Annotated in this window: 13 protein-coding genes and 3 pseudogenes; 12 read left to right on the forward strand and 4 right to left on the reverse strand. The window is 69.8% G+C overall.

Annotated features, from left to right (window positions below; all coding sequences use genetic code 11):
* The first annotated feature begins 1 nt into the window (after position 1).
* The 3 genes from resB to ABD794_RS18305 all read left to right on the forward strand — a co-directional run bounded on the left by resB (position 2) and on the right by ABD794_RS18305 (position 3,530).
* The gene (gene resB / locus ABD794_RS18295; protein WP_344964673.1) at positions 2 to 1,768 is read left to right on the forward strand and encodes a cytochrome c biogenesis protein ResB; all 1,767 of its coding nucleotides are present in this window, start codon (positions 2 to 4) and stop codon (positions 1,766 to 1,768) included.
* A complete protein-coding gene (gene ccsB, locus ABD794_RS18300; RefSeq protein WP_344964674.1) occupies positions 1,765 to 2,928 on the forward strand; it encodes a c-type cytochrome biogenesis protein CcsB in 1,164 nt (387 codons plus the stop codon). Before resB ends, ccsB begins: the two co-directional genes overlap by 4 nt.
* A gap of 68 nt (positions 2,929 to 2,996) precedes the next feature.
* On the forward strand, positions 2,997 to 3,530 hold the full coding sequence (locus ABD794_RS18305; RefSeq protein WP_344964676.1) for an SRPBCC domain-containing protein: 534 nt from the start codon (positions 2,997 to 2,999) through the stop codon (positions 3,528 to 3,530).
* 100 nt (positions 3,531 to 3,630) lie between these two features.
* On the opposite strand, the gene ABD794_RS18310 is transcribed toward ABD794_RS18305, so the two are convergent.
* Both ABD794_RS18310 and ABD794_RS18315 read right to left on the reverse strand, forming a co-directional pair.
* Positions 3,631 to 5,058 carry an alkaline phosphatase family protein gene (locus ABD794_RS18310; protein WP_344964678.1) on the reverse strand — a complete coding sequence of 476 codons (1,428 nt, stop codon included), beginning with the start codon at positions 5,056 to 5,058 and terminating at the stop codon, positions 3,631 to 3,633.
* Between the two features lie 223 nt (positions 5,059 to 5,281).
* Positions 5,282 to 5,614 carry a PLD nuclease N-terminal domain-containing protein gene (locus tag ABD794_RS18315; RefSeq protein ID WP_344964681.1) on the reverse strand — a complete coding sequence of 111 codons (333 nt, stop codon included), beginning with the start codon at positions 5,612 to 5,614 and terminating at the stop codon, positions 5,282 to 5,284.
* Between the two features lie 87 nt (positions 5,615 to 5,701).
* On the opposite strand from ABD794_RS18315, the gene ABD794_RS18320 reads away from it, so the two are divergent.
* The 3 genes and pseudogenes from ABD794_RS18320 to ABD794_RS18330 all read left to right on the forward strand — a co-directional run bounded on the left by ABD794_RS18320 (position 5,702) and on the right by ABD794_RS18330 (position 8,798).
* The gene (locus tag ABD794_RS18320; RefSeq protein WP_344964683.1) at positions 5,702 to 7,153 is read left to right on the forward strand and encodes a menaquinone biosynthesis decarboxylase; all 1,452 of its coding nucleotides are present in this window, start codon (positions 5,702 to 5,704) and stop codon (positions 7,151 to 7,153) included.
* Positions 7,150 to 8,051, forward strand: a pseudogene (gene mqnP / locus ABD794_RS18325) (menaquinone biosynthesis prenyltransferase MqnP). Before ABD794_RS18320 ends, mqnP begins: the two are co-directional and overlap by 4 nt.
* Positions 8,052 to 8,102: 51 nt before the next feature.
* Positions 8,103 to 8,798 carry a UbiX family flavin prenyltransferase gene (locus ABD794_RS18330; RefSeq protein ID WP_344964686.1) on the forward strand — a complete coding sequence of 232 codons (696 nt, stop codon included), beginning with the start codon at positions 8,103 to 8,105 and terminating at the stop codon, positions 8,796 to 8,798.
* A gap of 22 nt (positions 8,799 to 8,820) precedes the next feature.
* Here ABD794_RS18330 and ABD794_RS18335 read toward each other — a convergent pair whose 3' ends face one another.
* Complete coding sequence (locus tag ABD794_RS18335) at positions 8,821 to 8,991, reverse strand: hypothetical protein (protein ID WP_344964698.1); 171 nt, start codon at positions 8,989 to 8,991, stop codon at positions 8,821 to 8,823.
* A 97-nt stretch (positions 8,992 to 9,088) separates the two neighbouring features.
* Here ABD794_RS18335 and ABD794_RS18340 point away from each other — a divergent pair, with 97 nt between their 5' ends.
* The 6 genes and pseudogenes from ABD794_RS18340 (at position 9,089) to ABD794_RS18365 (ending at position 14,235) form a co-directional block, all read left to right on the forward strand.
* Positions 9,089 to 9,544: an Lrp/AsnC family transcriptional regulator gene (locus ABD794_RS18340; protein ID WP_344964687.1), complete on the forward strand. Its 456-nt coding sequence runs from the start codon at positions 9,089 to 9,091 to the stop codon at positions 9,542 to 9,544.
* A gap of 52 nt (positions 9,545 to 9,596) precedes the next feature.
* Positions 9,597 to 10,760: an aminofutalosine synthase MqnE gene (gene mqnE, locus ABD794_RS18345; protein WP_344964689.1), complete on the forward strand. Its 1,164-nt coding sequence runs from the start codon at positions 9,597 to 9,599 to the stop codon at positions 10,758 to 10,760.
* A gap of 128 nt (positions 10,761 to 10,888) precedes the next feature.
* Positions 10,889 to 11,374 (forward strand): GNAT family N-acetyltransferase, encoded by a 486-nt coding sequence (locus ABD794_RS18350; RefSeq protein WP_344964691.1) that lies wholly within the window; start codon positions 10,889 to 10,891, stop codon positions 11,372 to 11,374.
* Between the two features lie 65 nt (positions 11,375 to 11,439).
* Positions 11,440 to 11,722, forward strand: a pseudogene (locus tag ABD794_RS18355) (DUF4229 domain-containing protein).
* Between the two features lie 398 nt (positions 11,723 to 12,120).
* Entirely contained in the window at positions 12,121 to 13,464 is a 1,344-nt protein-coding gene (locus ABD794_RS18360) for a dicarboxylate/amino acid:cation symporter (protein ID WP_344964693.1), read from the forward strand.
* A 154-nt stretch (positions 13,465 to 13,618) separates the two neighbouring features.
* Positions 13,619 to 14,235: pseudogene (locus ABD794_RS18365) on the forward strand (TetR/AcrR family transcriptional regulator).
* 318 nt (positions 14,236 to 14,553) lie between these two features.
* Here ABD794_RS18365 and ABD794_RS18370 read toward each other — a convergent pair.
* Positions 14,554 to 14,757 (reverse strand): cold-shock protein, encoded by a 204-nt coding sequence (locus tag ABD794_RS18370; RefSeq protein ID WP_030067036.1) that lies wholly within the window; start codon positions 14,755 to 14,757, stop codon positions 14,554 to 14,556.
* Positions 14,758 to 14,988: the final 231 nt, after the last annotated feature.

The following is a 14,988-nucleotide window of genomic DNA, read 5'->3' on the forward strand; positions in this document are numbered from 1 at the left end:
GATGTCCAAGACTGAAAGCACCCCCGCTCCCGAGGCCTCCGAGGAGGCCGCGGGAGCCCGGATGTCCACGGCGCCCGTCGAGGAGACGGGGCAGTCCGTCCCCGGCTCGTTCGGCGGCGTCCGCAAACCCGGCGCCCTGGGGTGGCTGGCCTGGACCGGCCGGGAGATCACCGGCTGGCTGCGCTGGGTCTGGCGGCAGCTGACGTCGATGCGGGTCGCGCTGATCCTGCTGCTGCTGCTCTCGCTCGCGACCATCCCCGGCTCGCTCATCCCGCAGACCAGTGTCGACTCGATGAAGGCCGACAACTGGAAGCAGGCGCACAAGACGCTGACGCCCGTCTACGAGAAGCTCCAGCTCTTCCACGTCTACAGCTCGGTGTGGTTCTCCGCGATCTACATCCTGCTGTTCGTCTCGCTGATCGGCTGCATCGTCCCGCGCACCTGGCAGTTCGTCGGCCAGCTGCGCGCCCGGCCGCCGAAGGCTCCGCACCGCTTCGACAGGCTGCCGGCCCACACCTCCTGGAAGACCGACGCCGACCCCGAGCAGGTGCTGGCCGCGGCGCGGCAGGTGCTCAAGCGCAGGTGGTTCCGGACGACCGTGGACGGCAACGCCGTCGGGGCGGAGAAGGGCTATCTGCGCGAGGCGGGCAACCTGCTCTTCCACGTGTCGCTGATCGTCATGCTGGTGGCCTTCGCCTCCGCGCAGCTGTGGAAGTACGAGGGCGGCAAGCTCGTCGTCGAGGGCGACGGCTTCTCCAACACGCTCACCCAGTACGACGACTTCAAGTCCGGCTCCTTCTTCGCGCCGGACGACCTGCCCCCTTTCGGCTTCACGCTCAACGGCTTCAGCGGGAGCTACGAGCGCACCGGCCCGCAGAAGGGCAGCCCGCGCGACTACCGGGCGCACGTGACGTACTGGAACGGCCCCGACGGCGAGAAGCACGACACCACCATCAAGGTGAACGAGCCGCTGGAGATAGGCGGTTCCAAGGTCTACCTCCAGGGCCACGGCTACGCGCCCAAGGTCACCGTCCGCGACGGCAAGGGCAACATCGCCTACTCGGGCGCGGTGGCCTCGTTGCCGCTGGACAACAACGTCACCGAGACGACCGTGCTCAAGGTGCCGGACTACGTGGACAAGGACGGCAAGCCCGGCCAGATCGGCTTCAACGGCTTCTTCGTCCCGACGTTCGACCCGCGGAGCGGGTCGATGTTCTCCCAGTTCCCGGCCCTGGACAATCCGATGCTGGTGCTCACCGCCTACTACGGCAGCCTCGGCATCGACTCCGGCATTCCGCAGAGCGTCTACAAGCTCGACACCAAGAGGATGAAGCAGTTCAAGGAGGGGGACCGGAGCTTCTCGCGGGCGCTCAAGCCCGGCGAGAAGCTGACCCTCCCGAACGGCGCGGGCACCCTGACGTTCGACGGCATCAGCAGCTGGGCCACCTTCCAGATCTCCCACAAGCCCGGTGACGCCCCGGCGCTGGCCGGTGCCGTCGCCGCGATCGTCGGCGTGGCCCTGTCGCTGTTCGTCCAGCGCCGCCGGGTGTGGGTGCGTGCGGTCCGCGGCACCGACGGGCGTACCGTCGTGGAGCTGGGCGGCCTCGGCCGCAGCGAGTCGGCGAAGGTGCCCGAGGAGCTCGCGGACATCGCCGTCGCCCTGCAGCCCGACGCACCTCCCGTCGCCGACGAGGACTCGAAGGAGCCCGCCGACGAGCCGGAACGACCTGCCGAAACCTCCGAATCCTCCGAAGGAGCGCGCGCGTGAACCTCGCGGCCGCGGCCAACGAGAACCTGGCCCATACCAGCAATGTGCTGATCTATTCGGCGATGGCCGTCTACACCCTGGCCTTCCTCGCACACATCACGGAGTGGGTGTTCGGCAGCCGCAGCGCCGTGGGCCGCACCGCCGCGGCGATCACCTCGGAGGCGGGGCGGGCCGCGTCCGCCGTCACCGTCCAGGTGAAGAAGGCCGGCGGCGGCACGGCGGTGCTGGAGCGCCCCAAGGTCGTCACCCGTTCCGCCCCCGGCTCCCGGGACGACGTCCCGGACGGCCCCGGCGCCGCCGGCACCAGCGAGAAGGGCGACCTCTACGGCCGCATCGCGATCTCGCTGACCGTGCTCTCCTTCGCCCTGCACGCGGGCGGGGTGCTCACCCGCGCCCTGTCGGTCGAGCGGGCGCCGTGGGGCAACATGTACGAGTTCTCGACCACCTTCGGCATGTGTGCCGTGGGCGTCTACCTCGGCCTGCTGGCGGCGAAGAAGAACGTCCGCTGGCTCGGCCTGCCGGTGGTGCTCACCATCCTGCTCGACCTGGGTCTGGCCGTCTCCGTCCTCTACACCGAGAGCGACCAGCTCGTCCCCGCGCTGCACTCCTACTGGCTGTGGATCCACGTCTCCTGCGCGATCCTCTCCGGCGCCGCGCTCTACGTGGGCGCCGTGTCCACGTTCTTCTACCGCCTCCGTGACGGCTACGAGCTGCGGCTGGCGGCCGGCAAGGCCGGGCCCGGCGTGCTGGAGAAGAAGTTCCGCGGCCTGTCCGCCGACGCCCCGCTGAGCATGCGCATGGGCGTCCGCATCCACATGGCGTACGACAACGCCCTGACCCGGATGCCGGCGGCCGCCACGCTGGACAAGTTCGGCTACCGGATCAACGCGACCGTCTTCCCGCTGTGGACGTTCACGATCATCGCGGGCGCGATCTGGGCCGAGGCGGCCTGGGGCCGCTACTGGGGCTGGGACCCCAAGGAGGTCTGGTCCTTCATCACCTGGGTCGCCTACGCGGCGTACCTGCACGCGCGGGCCACGGCCGGCTGGAAGGGCCGCAAGGCCGCCTACCTCGCCCTGGCCGCGTTCGCCTGCTACATCTTCAACTACTACGGGGTCAACTTCCTCTTCGGCGGAAAGCACTCGTACTCGGGCGTCTGAGCCCTTGCCGCGTACGACGGCCCGTTGTCCGAGAGGCGGACGACGGGCCGTCGTGGTGTGCTGGACCCATGGAGATACCGTCCCCGTACGGGGCCTCGGAGACCCACGGCGACGTCCACACCCTCCGTTACGAGCTGTCCCTGCCGTACCCGCAGGAGCGGGTGTGGGACGCCGTCGCGACGCCCGAGGGGCTGCCGACGTGGCTGGCCGCGGCGGAGCCCTTCGAGCGGCGGGAGGGCGGGGCGATCACGCTGCGCTGGCTCAACGCCGCCGGCCCGGAGGGCGCGGGGACGGTCGCGCCCGGCCGCGTGACGGCCTGGGAGCCGCCCTCGGTGGCCGAGTACACCGTCGAGGTGCACGGCCGGATCCGCTTCGAGCTGGAGCGCGCGCCGGCGAGCGTCGGCGGGACGCTGCTGCACTTCACGAACGAGATGCCGGGGACGGACGACGAGCGGCTCGACTGCCTGGCGGGGTGGCACCACCACTTCGAGTACCTGCTCCAGGCCCTGGCCGGGCATCCGGCGGACTGGCCGACGTGGAGCGTGGAGCGGTGGGAGGCGTTGCGGCGGGAGTACGGGGAGGGGAAGCGGGAGCTTCCCTGAAGCCCGTCCGGCGTTTGAGGACTGGGGGTACCCCCTCTGGGGGAGCGCGCAGCGTGCTGCTGCGGAAACGGTGAAAGGGCGGGGCGGGGAGTGAAACCCCTCACCGGCGCGGCCGCGAGCCCCGCTCCTGCTCGGGGAAGCGCTGCGCCGCCCCCGGCAGGGCCGGCTTCGGCAGATGCCCGACCTCCCACCGCGCCTCCTCCAACTCCCGCTCCGTGTCCAGCGGAAGCCGCGGCACCCGCCGCGCCGGCGCCCCGAAGCCGAACGCCGACGTCAGATCGCCGAACGTACGCCGCCGCCACGCGCTGATGTTGGGCTCGCGCACCCCCGTCCACCGTTCCAGGAACCGCAGTGCCGACGTGTGGTCGAACCTCTCGCCCGCCACCCAGCCGCCCACCGTCCAGGGGGACACGATCAGGCACGGCACCCGGAAGCCGCCCCCGACCGGCAGCCCGCCGACGAACTCGTCCTTCGTGCCCTTCGGCGGCACCGGCGGCGGGACGTGGTCGAAGAGGCCGTCGTTCTCGTCGTAGTTGAGGATGAAGACGGTCTTGGCCCACACCCTGGGGTTGTCCGCGATCGCCTCGATCTTCCTCGCCACGAAGTCCGCCCCGGCGGCCGGCAGGGAGTCCGGGTGTTCGGACGCCGGACCGGTCGGGATGATCCAGGAGACCGCCGGCAGCCGGTCGTTGCGGGCGTCGTCCTCGAAGGTGCCCTCCGGCAGCCGCCGCATCCCGCGCTCGTACAGCGGGTTGCCGGGCTTCGCCTCCCGGAAGGTGCGGAACCACTCCAGCATGTTGCAGCCGTAGTTGTCCTCCTCCTGGTACACCCGCCAGCTGACGCCCGCCTTCTGCAGCCGCTCGGCGTAGGTGGTCCAGCGGTACGGGGACGGCATGGTGTTGTTGATGACCGGGCCGCCCATGGTGCCGCCGGGGTCGATGGTGCCGGTCATCCAGTAGAGCCGGTTGGGCCAGGTGGGCCCGAAGACCGAGCAGTGGTAGGCGTCGCAGAGGGTGAACGTCTCGGCGAGGGCGAACTGGAACGGGATGTCCTCGCGTGTGTGGTAGCCCATCACGTACGGCCCGTTCTTCCCGTCCGCCTTGCGGTGCGCGGGCAGCCAGCGGTCCATCCGTCCGCCGTTCCACGCCTCGTGCTGGACGGACCAGGAGTGGCTGGTGGAGGGGATGGCCTGGGCGCTGGTGCGGCGGGTGTCGAGGCGGAAGGGGAGCAGGTAGCCCTTGGGGTTCTCGGGGTCCGGCTGGTGGAAGACGCTCCGGCCGGTGGAGAGCCGCAGGGCGTCGGGGTCGGCGAAGCCGCGCACGCCCTTGAGGGTGCCGAAGTAGTGGTCGAACGAGCGGTTCTCCTGCATCAGCATGACCACGTGCCTGATGTCCCGCAGGGATGCCGGCCCGGCCGGCCCGGCCGCCACGGCCCGCTGCACGCTGGGCGGCAGCAGCGCCAGCGCGGCGCCGCCGGCCGCTCCGGCGGCGGAACCGAGGAGTCTTCGCCTGCTCATGAACTCGGGCATGCACCCTCCCTGAGGTCGTGTCAGGCCACAGTGTGGCCGCTACGACTCTTCCGGCCCGGCAGTGCCGGGGGCAGGGGGGTGCGGATGAACGGCTTGTCAAATAGCCGTGAAAAGAGGGGAGTTGGCGAACAGGAGAGCGGCGATGAGTTGATCGTATTACCCGATCCGGTGACGGCTCGCTGGGCCGTCGGGCGGAACAGGCCCCCCCGGACGGCCCCGTCGCTCAGCCGCGGTCGTCGCCGTCCGCGCCCGGCTTGCGGTCCTTGCCGAGCGAGCGGAGGAACTCGGGGTTGTCGTCGGGCGCCACCCAGCCGCCGCTGCCGGAGCCGGCGCCGGAACCCGCGCCCCGCCGCCCGTACGCGTCCGCCGCCGCGCGCGGGCGGCCGACCGCGAACCACGCGACGGGGCCCAGCAGCACCTCGCCGAAGAGGAGGATGATGATCACCCACGCCGTCTTCGGCAGCTTGCGGACCTCTTCCTCGGGGGTGTTCAGGCAGTCGATGAACGAGTAGATCCACAGGGCCAGGACCAGCAGGAACGGCAGATACCTGAGCATTGGCCGACGGACCCCCGGAGTGCGGCTGCGGGCCGCGCCGCGGCCCCGTGACAAGGCCAGGGTAGTGCGTGCTCGATACTGGAACGCATGGCTTACGACGATCTCCGCTCGTTCCTCAGAGCACTCGAGCGCGACGGCGACCTCAAGCGCGTCAAGGCCGAAGTCGACCCCCACCTCGAAGTCGGGGAGATCACCGACCGGGTGAACAAGGCCGGCGGGCCCGCGCTGCTCTTCGAGAACGTCAAGGGGTCGGCGATGCCGCTGGCCATGAACGTCTTCGGGACCGACCGGCGGCTGCTCAAGGCGCTGGGGCTGAAGTCCTACGAGGACATCGGCGAGAAGATCGGCGGTCTCCTCAAACCGGAGCTGCCGCACGGCTTCGTCGGCGTCCGGGAGGCCTTCGGCAAGCTGGGCTCGATGGTGCACGTCCCGCCGCGGAAGGTGAAGGACGCGCCCGTCCACGAGGTCGTCCTCACCGGCGACCAGGTGGACCTCGACGCGCTGCCGGCGCTCTTCACCTGGCCCGAGGACGGCGGCTCCTTCTTCAACCTGGGTCTCACCCACACCAAGCACCCCGAGACCGGCGTCCGCAACCTGGGCCTCTACCGGCTCCAGCGCCACGACAAGCGCACCATCGGTATGCACTGGCAGATCCACAAGGACAGCCGCAACCACTACCAGGTCGCGGCGAAGCGCGGGGAGCGGCTGCCGGTCGCCATCGCCTTCGGCTGCCCGCCGGCCGTCACCTACGCCTCCACCGCGCCACTGCCCGGGGACATCGACGAATACCTGCTCGCCGGCTTCATCCAGGGCAAGCGGGTCGACATGGTGGACTGCAAGACCGTTCCGCTCCAGGTCCCGGCCAACGCCGAGGTGGTCCTGGAGGGCTGGCTGGAGCCCGGACGGATGCTGCCGGAGGGGCCGTTCGGCGACCACACCGGCTTCTACACGCCGCAGGAGGACTTCCCGGCGCTCACCATCGACTGCGTCACCATGCGGCGGCGCCCGCTGCTGCAGTCGATCGTGGTCGGCCGGCCGCCGACGGAGGACGGCCCGCTCGGCCGTGCGACGGAGCGTTTCTTCCTGCCGCTGCTCAAGATCGTCGTGCCGGACATCGTGGACTACCACCTGCCGGAGTCCGGCGGGTTCCACAACTGCGCGATCGTCTCGATCGACAAGAAGTACCCCAAGCACGCCCAGAAGGTGATGCACGCGATCTGGGGCGCGCACATGATGTCGCTGACCAAGCTGATCGTGATCGTGGACGCGGACTGCGACGTCCGCAATCTGCACGAGGTCTCCTGGCGCGCGCTCGGCAACGTCGACTACGCGCGCGACCTCACCGTCGTCGAGGGCCCGGTCGACCACCTCGACCACGCCTCGTACCAGCAGTTCTGGGGCGGCAAGGCGGGCATCGACGCGACGGCGAAGTGGCCCGAGGAGGGCTACACGCGCGACGGCGGCTGGCCGGAGATGGTCGTCTCCGACCCGGAGACGGCCGCGAAGGTCGACCGGCGCTGGAAGGAGTACGGGCTGTGAGCGCGTCCGCGGCCGCCGCCCCGAGCCCGGGGCGCACCCGCGCGTTCCTCCGGCTCGTGATGATCGAGCACTCCGTCTTCGCGCTGCCCTTCGCCTACATCGCCTCCCTGACGGCGATGTTCCAGAAGGACGGGCGGATCGACTGGTGGAAGCTCCTGCTGGTCACCGTCGCGATGGTGGGCCTGCGCACCTTCGCCATGGCCTGCAACCGCATCATCGACCGCGAGATCGACGCCCGTAACCCGCGCACCGCCACCGCGAACTGGTCACCGGCGCGGTCTCGGTGCGCTCGGCGTGGACCGGTGCCCTGGTGGCGGTGGTCCTCTTCCTGGGCGCGGCGGGGCTGTTGAACCCGCTGTGCCTGGCGCTGGCGCCGATCGCGGTGATCCCGATGGTGGTCTATCCGTACGGCAAGCGCTTCACCGACTTCCCGCACGCGATCCTGGGCCTGGCCCAGGCGATGGGCCCGGTGGGCGCCTGGCTCGCGGTGACGGGGTCGTGGTCGGGCGACGCGGTGATCCTGGGCCTCGCGGTGGGCATCTGGATCGGCGGCTTCGACCTGATCTTCGGCTGCCAGGACGTGGCGGCCGACCGCGCGCATGGCGTGAAATCGACCCCGGCCCGCTTCGGCATCCCGGCCGCGCTGCACGGCGCCCGGGTCTGTCACGCGATCACCACGGCGCTGCTGGTCTGGTACGGCGTGGCGACGCACGCCGGGGTGTTCTTCTGGATGGGCATGGCCGTGGTGGCGGTGGCGTTCGTCTACGAGCACACCGTGGTCCGGCCGCACGACCTGTCGCGGCTGAACCGGGCGTTCTTCACGGTCAACGGCTTCATCGGCATCGCCCTGTTCGGGTGTGCCCTGCTGGACCTGCTGGTGCGGGGCCTGGGCGTGTAGGTCCGGACCGCCGGACGCGGCGCGCGGGGCGGGCCGGTTAGGCTCGGCCCCGTGGAGCCGTACGAACACGCAACGCAACAACCGGAGCGCCGGCCCTGGGTGGTCGGCGTTTCCGGCGCGTCCGGGACGCCGTACGCCGCCGCCGTGCTGCGGGGGCTGCTGGCGGCGGGGGAGGACGTGGACCTGGTGGTGAGCCGGGCCTCGCGGCTGACCCTGCTGGACGAGACGGGCCTCGCGTTCCGGGACGCGCACTGGCGCGACGACCTGCGCGCCTGGCTGTCGATGGGCGCCGACGGGAAGCCGTACGCGTTCGAGCCCGACGTCTCACGGGTGCGGCACTGGCCGGCCGGGGACCTGGCGGCCGGGCCGTCGTCCGGCTCGTACCCGGTCAAGGGGATGCTGATCGTCCCGGCGAGCACGGCCTGTGTGGCCGGGGTGGCGCTGGGGCTCTCGAAGGATCTGCTGCAGCGCGCCGCGAGCGTGACGCTCAAGGAGCGGCGGCCGTTGGTGGTTGCGGTGCGGGAAACCCCGCTGAGCGGTCAGACGCTCCGGCAGCTGGTGGCGCTCGACGAGGCGGGCGCGATCGTGCTGCCCGCCTCTCCGGCGTTCTACGCGGGGGCGACGCACATCCAGGATCTCGTGGACTTCGTCGCCGGGCGGGTGCTGGACGCGGCGGGGGTGCCGCACCGCTTTTACCGCCGGTGGAAGGGGGAGCTGGGTGGCGGCCGCTCCCCGGAGGGGGGTTGACGCCTCGGTCGGCGCTCTTCGGTCAGCGCTTCTTCGCGCGGCGCGGGCGGGCCTCGGTGGCCTCGGCGCGGCGGGCGGCGGCGGGCAGATGGGCACGCGAGCGGTTGGCCAGGTCCTGCAGCTCACGCATGCGGGCGTAGGCCATCTCGATCGAGTACACGGGGTTCATCTCCTGAAGGATCGTTGGTGCCATGAACGTTCGGTGAAAGATTTTCGGGGTATCGAACCCCCGATGCCTTAGATTCTACATGCAAGACGGCAAGTTCGCTGATTATTGAAAGGTTCCAGCCATGGACGCGGTGGACAGGCAGCTCATCCAGGCCCTCCGGGAGAACGGCCGGGCCTCGTACGCGGAACTCGGCAGGCTCGTCGGCCTGTCCGGCCCGAGCGTCACGGACCGGATCAACCGGCTGGAGGCCGCGGGGGTCATCACGGGCTACCGCGCGACCGTCGACGCCGCCTCGCTGGGGCTGGGTGTCACGGCCCTGATCGGCATCCAGCTCTCCGACGCCGCCGACCACGAGGACGTGGCGCGCCGGGTGCGCGACCTGGAGGAGATCGAGGACTGCTGGTTCATCGCGGGCGACGACTCGTACATGCTCAAGGTGCGCGTCGGCGACGTGGACGGACTGGAGCGCACCATCCGCCGGCTGTCCGGGACCAAGGGCGTCAGCCGCACCCGCACCACGATCGTGCTCTCCACCAAGTGGGAGAACAGGGTGGGAGAGCTGCCCGAGGGCATCTGAGAGCGGGGGAGTAGTCTCGACGGGGCCGTACTGACGAGGAGAGGCGAGGCGGATGGACGCGGGGCTCAAGCGTGAGCTGGAGGAGAAGGTTCGCGCCGGTGAGCGGCTGACCCGCGAGGACGGCATCGCCCTCTACGAGTCCGACGACCTCGCCTGGCTCGGCGGTCTGGCCCACGAGGTGCGGACGCGCAAGAACGGCGACACGGTGCTGTTCAACGTCAACCGGCACCTCAACATGACCAATGTGTGCACCGCCTCGTGCGCCTACTGCTCGTTCCAGCGCAAGCCGGGCGAGAAGGACGCGTACACGATGCGCATCGAGGAGGCCGTCCGCCTGGCCAAGGCCATGGAGAACGACCACCTCACCGAGCTGCACATCGTCAACGGCCTGCACCCCACGCTGCCCTGGCGCTACTACCCGCGCTCGCTGAAGGCGCTCAAGGAGGCGCTGCCGCAGGTCTCCCTGAAGGCGTTCACCGCCACCGAGATCCACCACTTCGAGAAGATCTCCGGGATGCCCGCCTCCGAGATCCTCGACGAGCTGATCGACGCCGGTCTGGAGTCGCTGACCGGCGGCGGCGCCGAGATCTTCGACTGGGAGGTCCGGCAGCACATCGTCGACCACGAGACCCACTGGGAGGACTGGTCGCGCATCCACCGTCTCGCGCACGAGAAGGGCCTCAAGGGTCCGTGCACGATGCTCTACGGGCACATCGAGGAGCCGCGCCACCGGGTGGACCACGTGCTGCGGCTGCGCGAGCTGCAGGACGAGACCGGCGGCTTCCAGGTCTTCATCCCGCTGCGTTACCAGCACGACTTCGTGGACATGAAGGACGGCAAGATCCGCAACCGGCTCCAGGCGCGGACATCCATGGCCACCGGCGCCGAGGCGCTGAAGACCTTCGCCGTCTCCCGGCTGCTGTTCGACAACGTCCCGCACGTCAAGGTCTTCTGGGTGATGCACGGTCTGCAGACCGCGCAGCTCGCGCTGCAGCACGGCGCCGACGACATGGACGGCTCGGTCGTCGAGTACAAGATCACGCACGACGCGGACAACTACGGCACGCCGAACAAGCTGACCCGCGACGACCTGCTGGAGCTGATCCGCGACGCCGGCTTCCGCCCGGCCGAGCGCAACACCCGCTACCAGGTCATCCGGGAGTACGAGGGCCCGGACGCCGACCGTCGCGAGTCGCCGCAGGCGATGCGGTTCTGACCTGCCGTCCTCGGCCTGCCGTCCGATGTGACAACCCCGGTGCCCGCACCGGGGTTTTTCCTTGCGCCTCTCAGGGCGGTAATGGTTGCATCGCATTTATGTCTCTTACCTTCGTCCGTGACCCGCAGATGACCCCGGAGCTTCGCGAGGAGTTCTTCCGGCTCTGGTTCGACGTCTCGCAGGCCGGCGGCGCCGTCGGCTTCATGCCGCCGGTGACCGAGCGGCAGATCCGCCCGGCGGCCCTGGAGCGGGCCGACTCGGTGACCGCCGGAGCGGTGCGGATGCTCGCCGGGTACGAGGGCGGACGGCTGGCCGCCACCGCCTTCCTCAAGCCCAACGACGACTACAAATCGGCCCACTGGGCCACCGTCATCCTGGTGATGGTCGACCCCGCGCTCCAGGGCGGCGGGCGGGGCCGGCAGCTGATCGAGGAGACCGTCGCCATGGCCCGGGACGCCGGGCTGGAGGCGCTGCACCTGGAGGTGCGCGGTGGCACGGGCACCGAGCGCTTCTACGAGGGGTCCGGTTTCAAGGAGGCCGGGCGGCTGCCCGGCGCGCTGCGGTTCGGCGACGACTACCGCGACAACATTCAGATGTGGCTCCCCCTGGCCTGATCCACTGTTCGCCGTGCTTGACTGGTAGGGCCCGTTTGGTCGCCGCCTACGAAGAAGGTCCGTCCGTGAGTAGCCAGAAGTACGCCTCGCTCCGCTACACCGCACTGCGATTCGGCCTGCTCATCGGCAGCTTCGCCGTCGTCTGGGTGCTCTGCTGGGCGCGCGTGATCCCCTTGGGCGTCGGCAGCTCGAACATCTTCTGGATGCTGCTGCTCTCGCTCGTCATCTCGGCGCCGCTGAGCTGGGTGCTGCTGCGCAAGCAGCGGGGACGCCATGGCCGAGCAGGTCGCCGAGCGTGTCGACCGAACCAAGGCACGGATCACCGCGAACGCGGGCCAGGAGGACTGAGCGCCCGCCCCTCCCAGGAGAGGGGCGAAGTGGACACAAGGGCGTTATTCGTCACATCGCGCGCCGGTGGCCGGGCGGAGAGCAGTTGCTCTCCGCCCGGCCACCGGCGCGTTTTCCGTGTCAGGAACGTGCCGGAACCCAAAGAGACCCTTTGGGTTCCTCAAAGTTGCAGTGTTAACGTATCGACATGAAGACAGCAGCAGCGCACCGAACCCCCATGAGTCCCGCGCTCGTGGCGCGCCTGCACGTCGATCTTTGCCGCTGTCTGTCCGCGGCCTGTTGTCGCAGCTGATTCGCGCAACGCCGCCGATCTGCACCACGCGGCCGGAGATCCCGCACGTACGGACCTTCGGCGCCCCGCGCCCTCTTCTCGCCCCCGTCTGTTCCCGGAGTTTCCGTTGTCATCGACGCCCCCCGCCGCGGCCCCGTCCTCCGGGCCGCGCTCCGCCCTCGGCCGGATACCCAAGGTGCCCTTCTGGGCCCAGATCCTGCTCGGTCTCGTCCTCGGCGCCCTGCTCGGCTGGGCAGCCCGCAGCGGCGACATCGGCTGGCTGCAGACCACTCTGGACAAGATCGGCGACATCTTCGTCCAGCTGCTGATGGTCGTGATCGCCCCGCTCGTCTTCTTCGCGATCCTGGTGTCGATCACCAATCTGCGGAACGTCTCCAACGCCGCCCGGCTGGCGACCCGCACCCTGCTCTGGTTCATGATCACGTCGCTGATCGCGGTCAGCATCGGCCTGGCGATCGGCCTGCTCACCGACCCCGGCTCGGGCACCGGCCTCACTGCGGCCGACGGCGCCGACCCCAAGAAGAAGGGCTCCTGGCTCGACTTCATCACCGGGATCGTGCCCACCGACGTCATCACGCCGTTCACCCAGCTGAACGTCCTCCAGATCGTCTTCATGGCCGCCGTCGCCGGCATCGCCGTCCTCCAGGTCGGCGAGAAGGCCCAGCCGCTGCTGAACCTCAGCGAGTCCGTGCTGGCGCTGCTGCAGAAGGTGCTCTGGTGGGTCATCCGGCTCGCCCCGCTGGGCAGCCTGGGCCTCGTCGGCCACGCCATCCACACGTACGGCTGGAACCTGATCGGCCAGTACGCCACGTTCACCGCCGACATCTACGTCGGCTGCGCCATCATCCTCTTCGTCGTCTACCCGCTGCTGCTGGCCACGGTCGCCAAGGTCAACCCGCTGCAGTTCTTCAAGGGCGCCTGGCCCGCCATCCAGCTGGGCTTCGTCTCCCGCTCCTCGGTGGGCACGATGCCGCTGACCCAGAAGGTCACCGAGCGCCTCGGCGTGCCGAAGGAGTACACCGCCTTCGCCGTGCCCTTCGGTTCGACGACCAAGATGGACGGCTGCGCCTCCATCTACCCGGCCATCGCCTCGATCTTCGTGGCCCAGGTCTTCGACGTGCCGCTGGAGCTGCGGGACTACCTGCTCATCGCCTTCGTCTCGGTGATCGGCTCCGCCGCCACCGCGGGCCTGACCGGCGCGACCGTGATGCTGACCCTGACGCTGTCGACGCTGGGCCTGCCGATGGCGGGCGTGGGTCTGCTGCTGGCCATCGACCCGATCGTCGACATGATCCGCACGGCCACGAACGTCGCCGGGCAGTCGGTGGTGCCGATCATCGTCGCCTCGCGGGAGAACATCCTCGACCGCGCCGCGTACGACACCGTCTCCGCCTCCGGCCTGGACCGGGACGAGGCCGCGCCGCAGCCGGCCGCGGTGACCACCGCGTAAACCTTCGCCAAGTGATCGTTACGGCCTGATGGCCACCCTTGACGTCCCTCCCCTCCGTGATATTACCTGCCGGTAATGTAGCGGGGGCGGAGGGATGTTTGTTGTGACCACTGCACATGTGACCACCGCACAGACGAAACCCAAGGCCAAGCGGATGCCCCGGGAGGTGCGCGAGCGCCAGATGCTCGACGCGGCCGTACGGGTCTTCGCCCGGCGCGGCTACAGCGCGGCGTCCATGGACGAGATCGCGGAGCTCGCCGGGGCGTCCAAGCCGTTGGTGTACCTCTACCTGAACTCGAAGGAGGACCTCTTCACCGCCTGCGTCCGCCGCGAGCCGACGTGCTCCTCGCGGCCGTGCGGGCGGCCGCGAGGCCGGAGGACCCCGCCGAGCGCCGGCTCTGGAACGGCCTGCGCGCCTTCTTCGAGCACACCGCCGAGCACCCCGAGGGCTGGGCCGTGCTCAGCCGCCAGGCCCGCTCCTACGGGGAGCCCTTCGCCGGCGTCGTGGCGGAGCTGCGCGAGAGCGTCGTCGACTTCATCGTCCGGCTGATCGAGGAGGCGGCCGGGACGGAGTCCCTGGACGGCTGTGAGGCGTCCGGTCTGGCGTACGCGCTGGTGGGTGCCGCCGAGTCGCTCGCGGACCGGGCGATCTGCCCGCCGGGGAACGCCGCCCCCTCGGCGCGGGAGGCGGCCGCGACGCTGATGAACGTGGCGTGGGTGGGGCTGGAGAACCTGGTGGACGGGCGGAGGTGGGGGATGGCGCGGGCCTGACCCGGGCACTGCGGGGGCTCCCGTCGCGCGCGGCGAGTGGGGGCGGGAGAGCCTCCGGGATTCGCGGTGCGAGGCGTCGCATACGCAAACCACCGCTTCCGCCGAACACCTTCTGTCGAATGCCGCATCGAAGAAGTCGATGCGATGTACGAAAAGCGTCAAGATGTCGTTGAACAACGTGCCAGGGGAATGCGGCGGGCGCGTGGAGAAAGCGTGAATTCCCCATCCGCCGCGTCCCGCTCGTCAAACGGCAGGAGCCCCGTCCGAACGGACGGGGCTCCTTGGGTACTGCATCAGCCGCGAAGCGACCGGTTCCAGTTACGCAGGGGTGACGTTCTCCGCCTGCGGGCCCTTCGGGCCCTGGGTCACGTCGAAGGTCACCTGCTGGTTCTCCTCGAGGGAGCGGAAGCCGGCGGCGTTGATCGCGGAGTAGTGGACGAAGACGTCGGGGCCCCCGCCGTCCTGGGCGATGAAGCCAAAGCCCTTTTCAGCGTTGAACCACTTCACGGTTCCGGTAGCCATAAAGCCCTCCTATGGGCCAAAGGGTTGCCCTGCTCCAGAACCTGCGAGAAGTCTGAAAACTACAAAAGCCTGCGGGTTACATGCTCCGCAGGCTCTGTACTGCAAGGGAAACCAAACTGCAACTTGCGGTGAGCGTAGCACGGAGGGTTCTCGCGGCGAAAGAGTCGAAGATCACGCTCAAGGTGGGTTTTCGGCCCCGCAAAGCCGGAAAAGATCGTGGTCGGGGCCGGA

The sequence above is a fragment of the Streptomyces thioluteus genome (assembly GCF_039535865.1).

Coding starts and splice junctions, on each gene's coding strand:
- resB (WP_344964673.1), top strand. CDS start 2: ATGTCCAAGACTGAAAGCACCCCCGCTCCCGAGGCCTCCGAGGAGGCC.
- ABD794_RS18305 (WP_344964676.1), top strand. CDS start 2,997: ATGGAGATACCGTCCCCGTACGGGGCCTCGGAGACCCACGGCGACGTC.
- ABD794_RS18310 (WP_344964678.1), bottom strand. CDS start 5,058: ATGCCCGAGTTCATGAGCAGGCGAAGACTCCTCGGTTCCGCCGCCGGA.
- ABD794_RS18315 (WP_344964681.1), bottom strand. CDS start 5,614: ATGCTCAGGTATCTGCCGTTCCTGCTGGTCCTGGCCCTGTGGATCTAC.
- ABD794_RS18320 (WP_344964683.1), top strand. CDS start 5,702: ATGGCTTACGACGATCTCCGCTCGTTCCTCAGAGCACTCGAGCGCGAC.
- ABD794_RS18335 (WP_344964698.1), bottom strand. CDS start 8,991: ATGGCACCAACGATCCTTCAGGAGATGAACCCCGTGTACTCGATCGAG.
- ABD794_RS18340 (WP_344964687.1), top strand. CDS start 9,089: ATGGACGCGGTGGACAGGCAGCTCATCCAGGCCCTCCGGGAGAACGGC.
- mqnE (WP_344964689.1), top strand. CDS start 9,597: ATGGACGCGGGGCTCAAGCGTGAGCTGGAGGAGAAGGTTCGCGCCGGT.
- ABD794_RS18350 (WP_344964691.1), top strand. CDS start 10,889: ATGACCCCGGAGCTTCGCGAGGAGTTCTTCCGGCTCTGGTTCGACGTC.
- ABD794_RS18370 (WP_030067036.1), bottom strand. CDS start 14,757: ATGGCTACCGGAACCGTGAAGTGGTTCAACGCTGAAAAGGGCTTTGGC.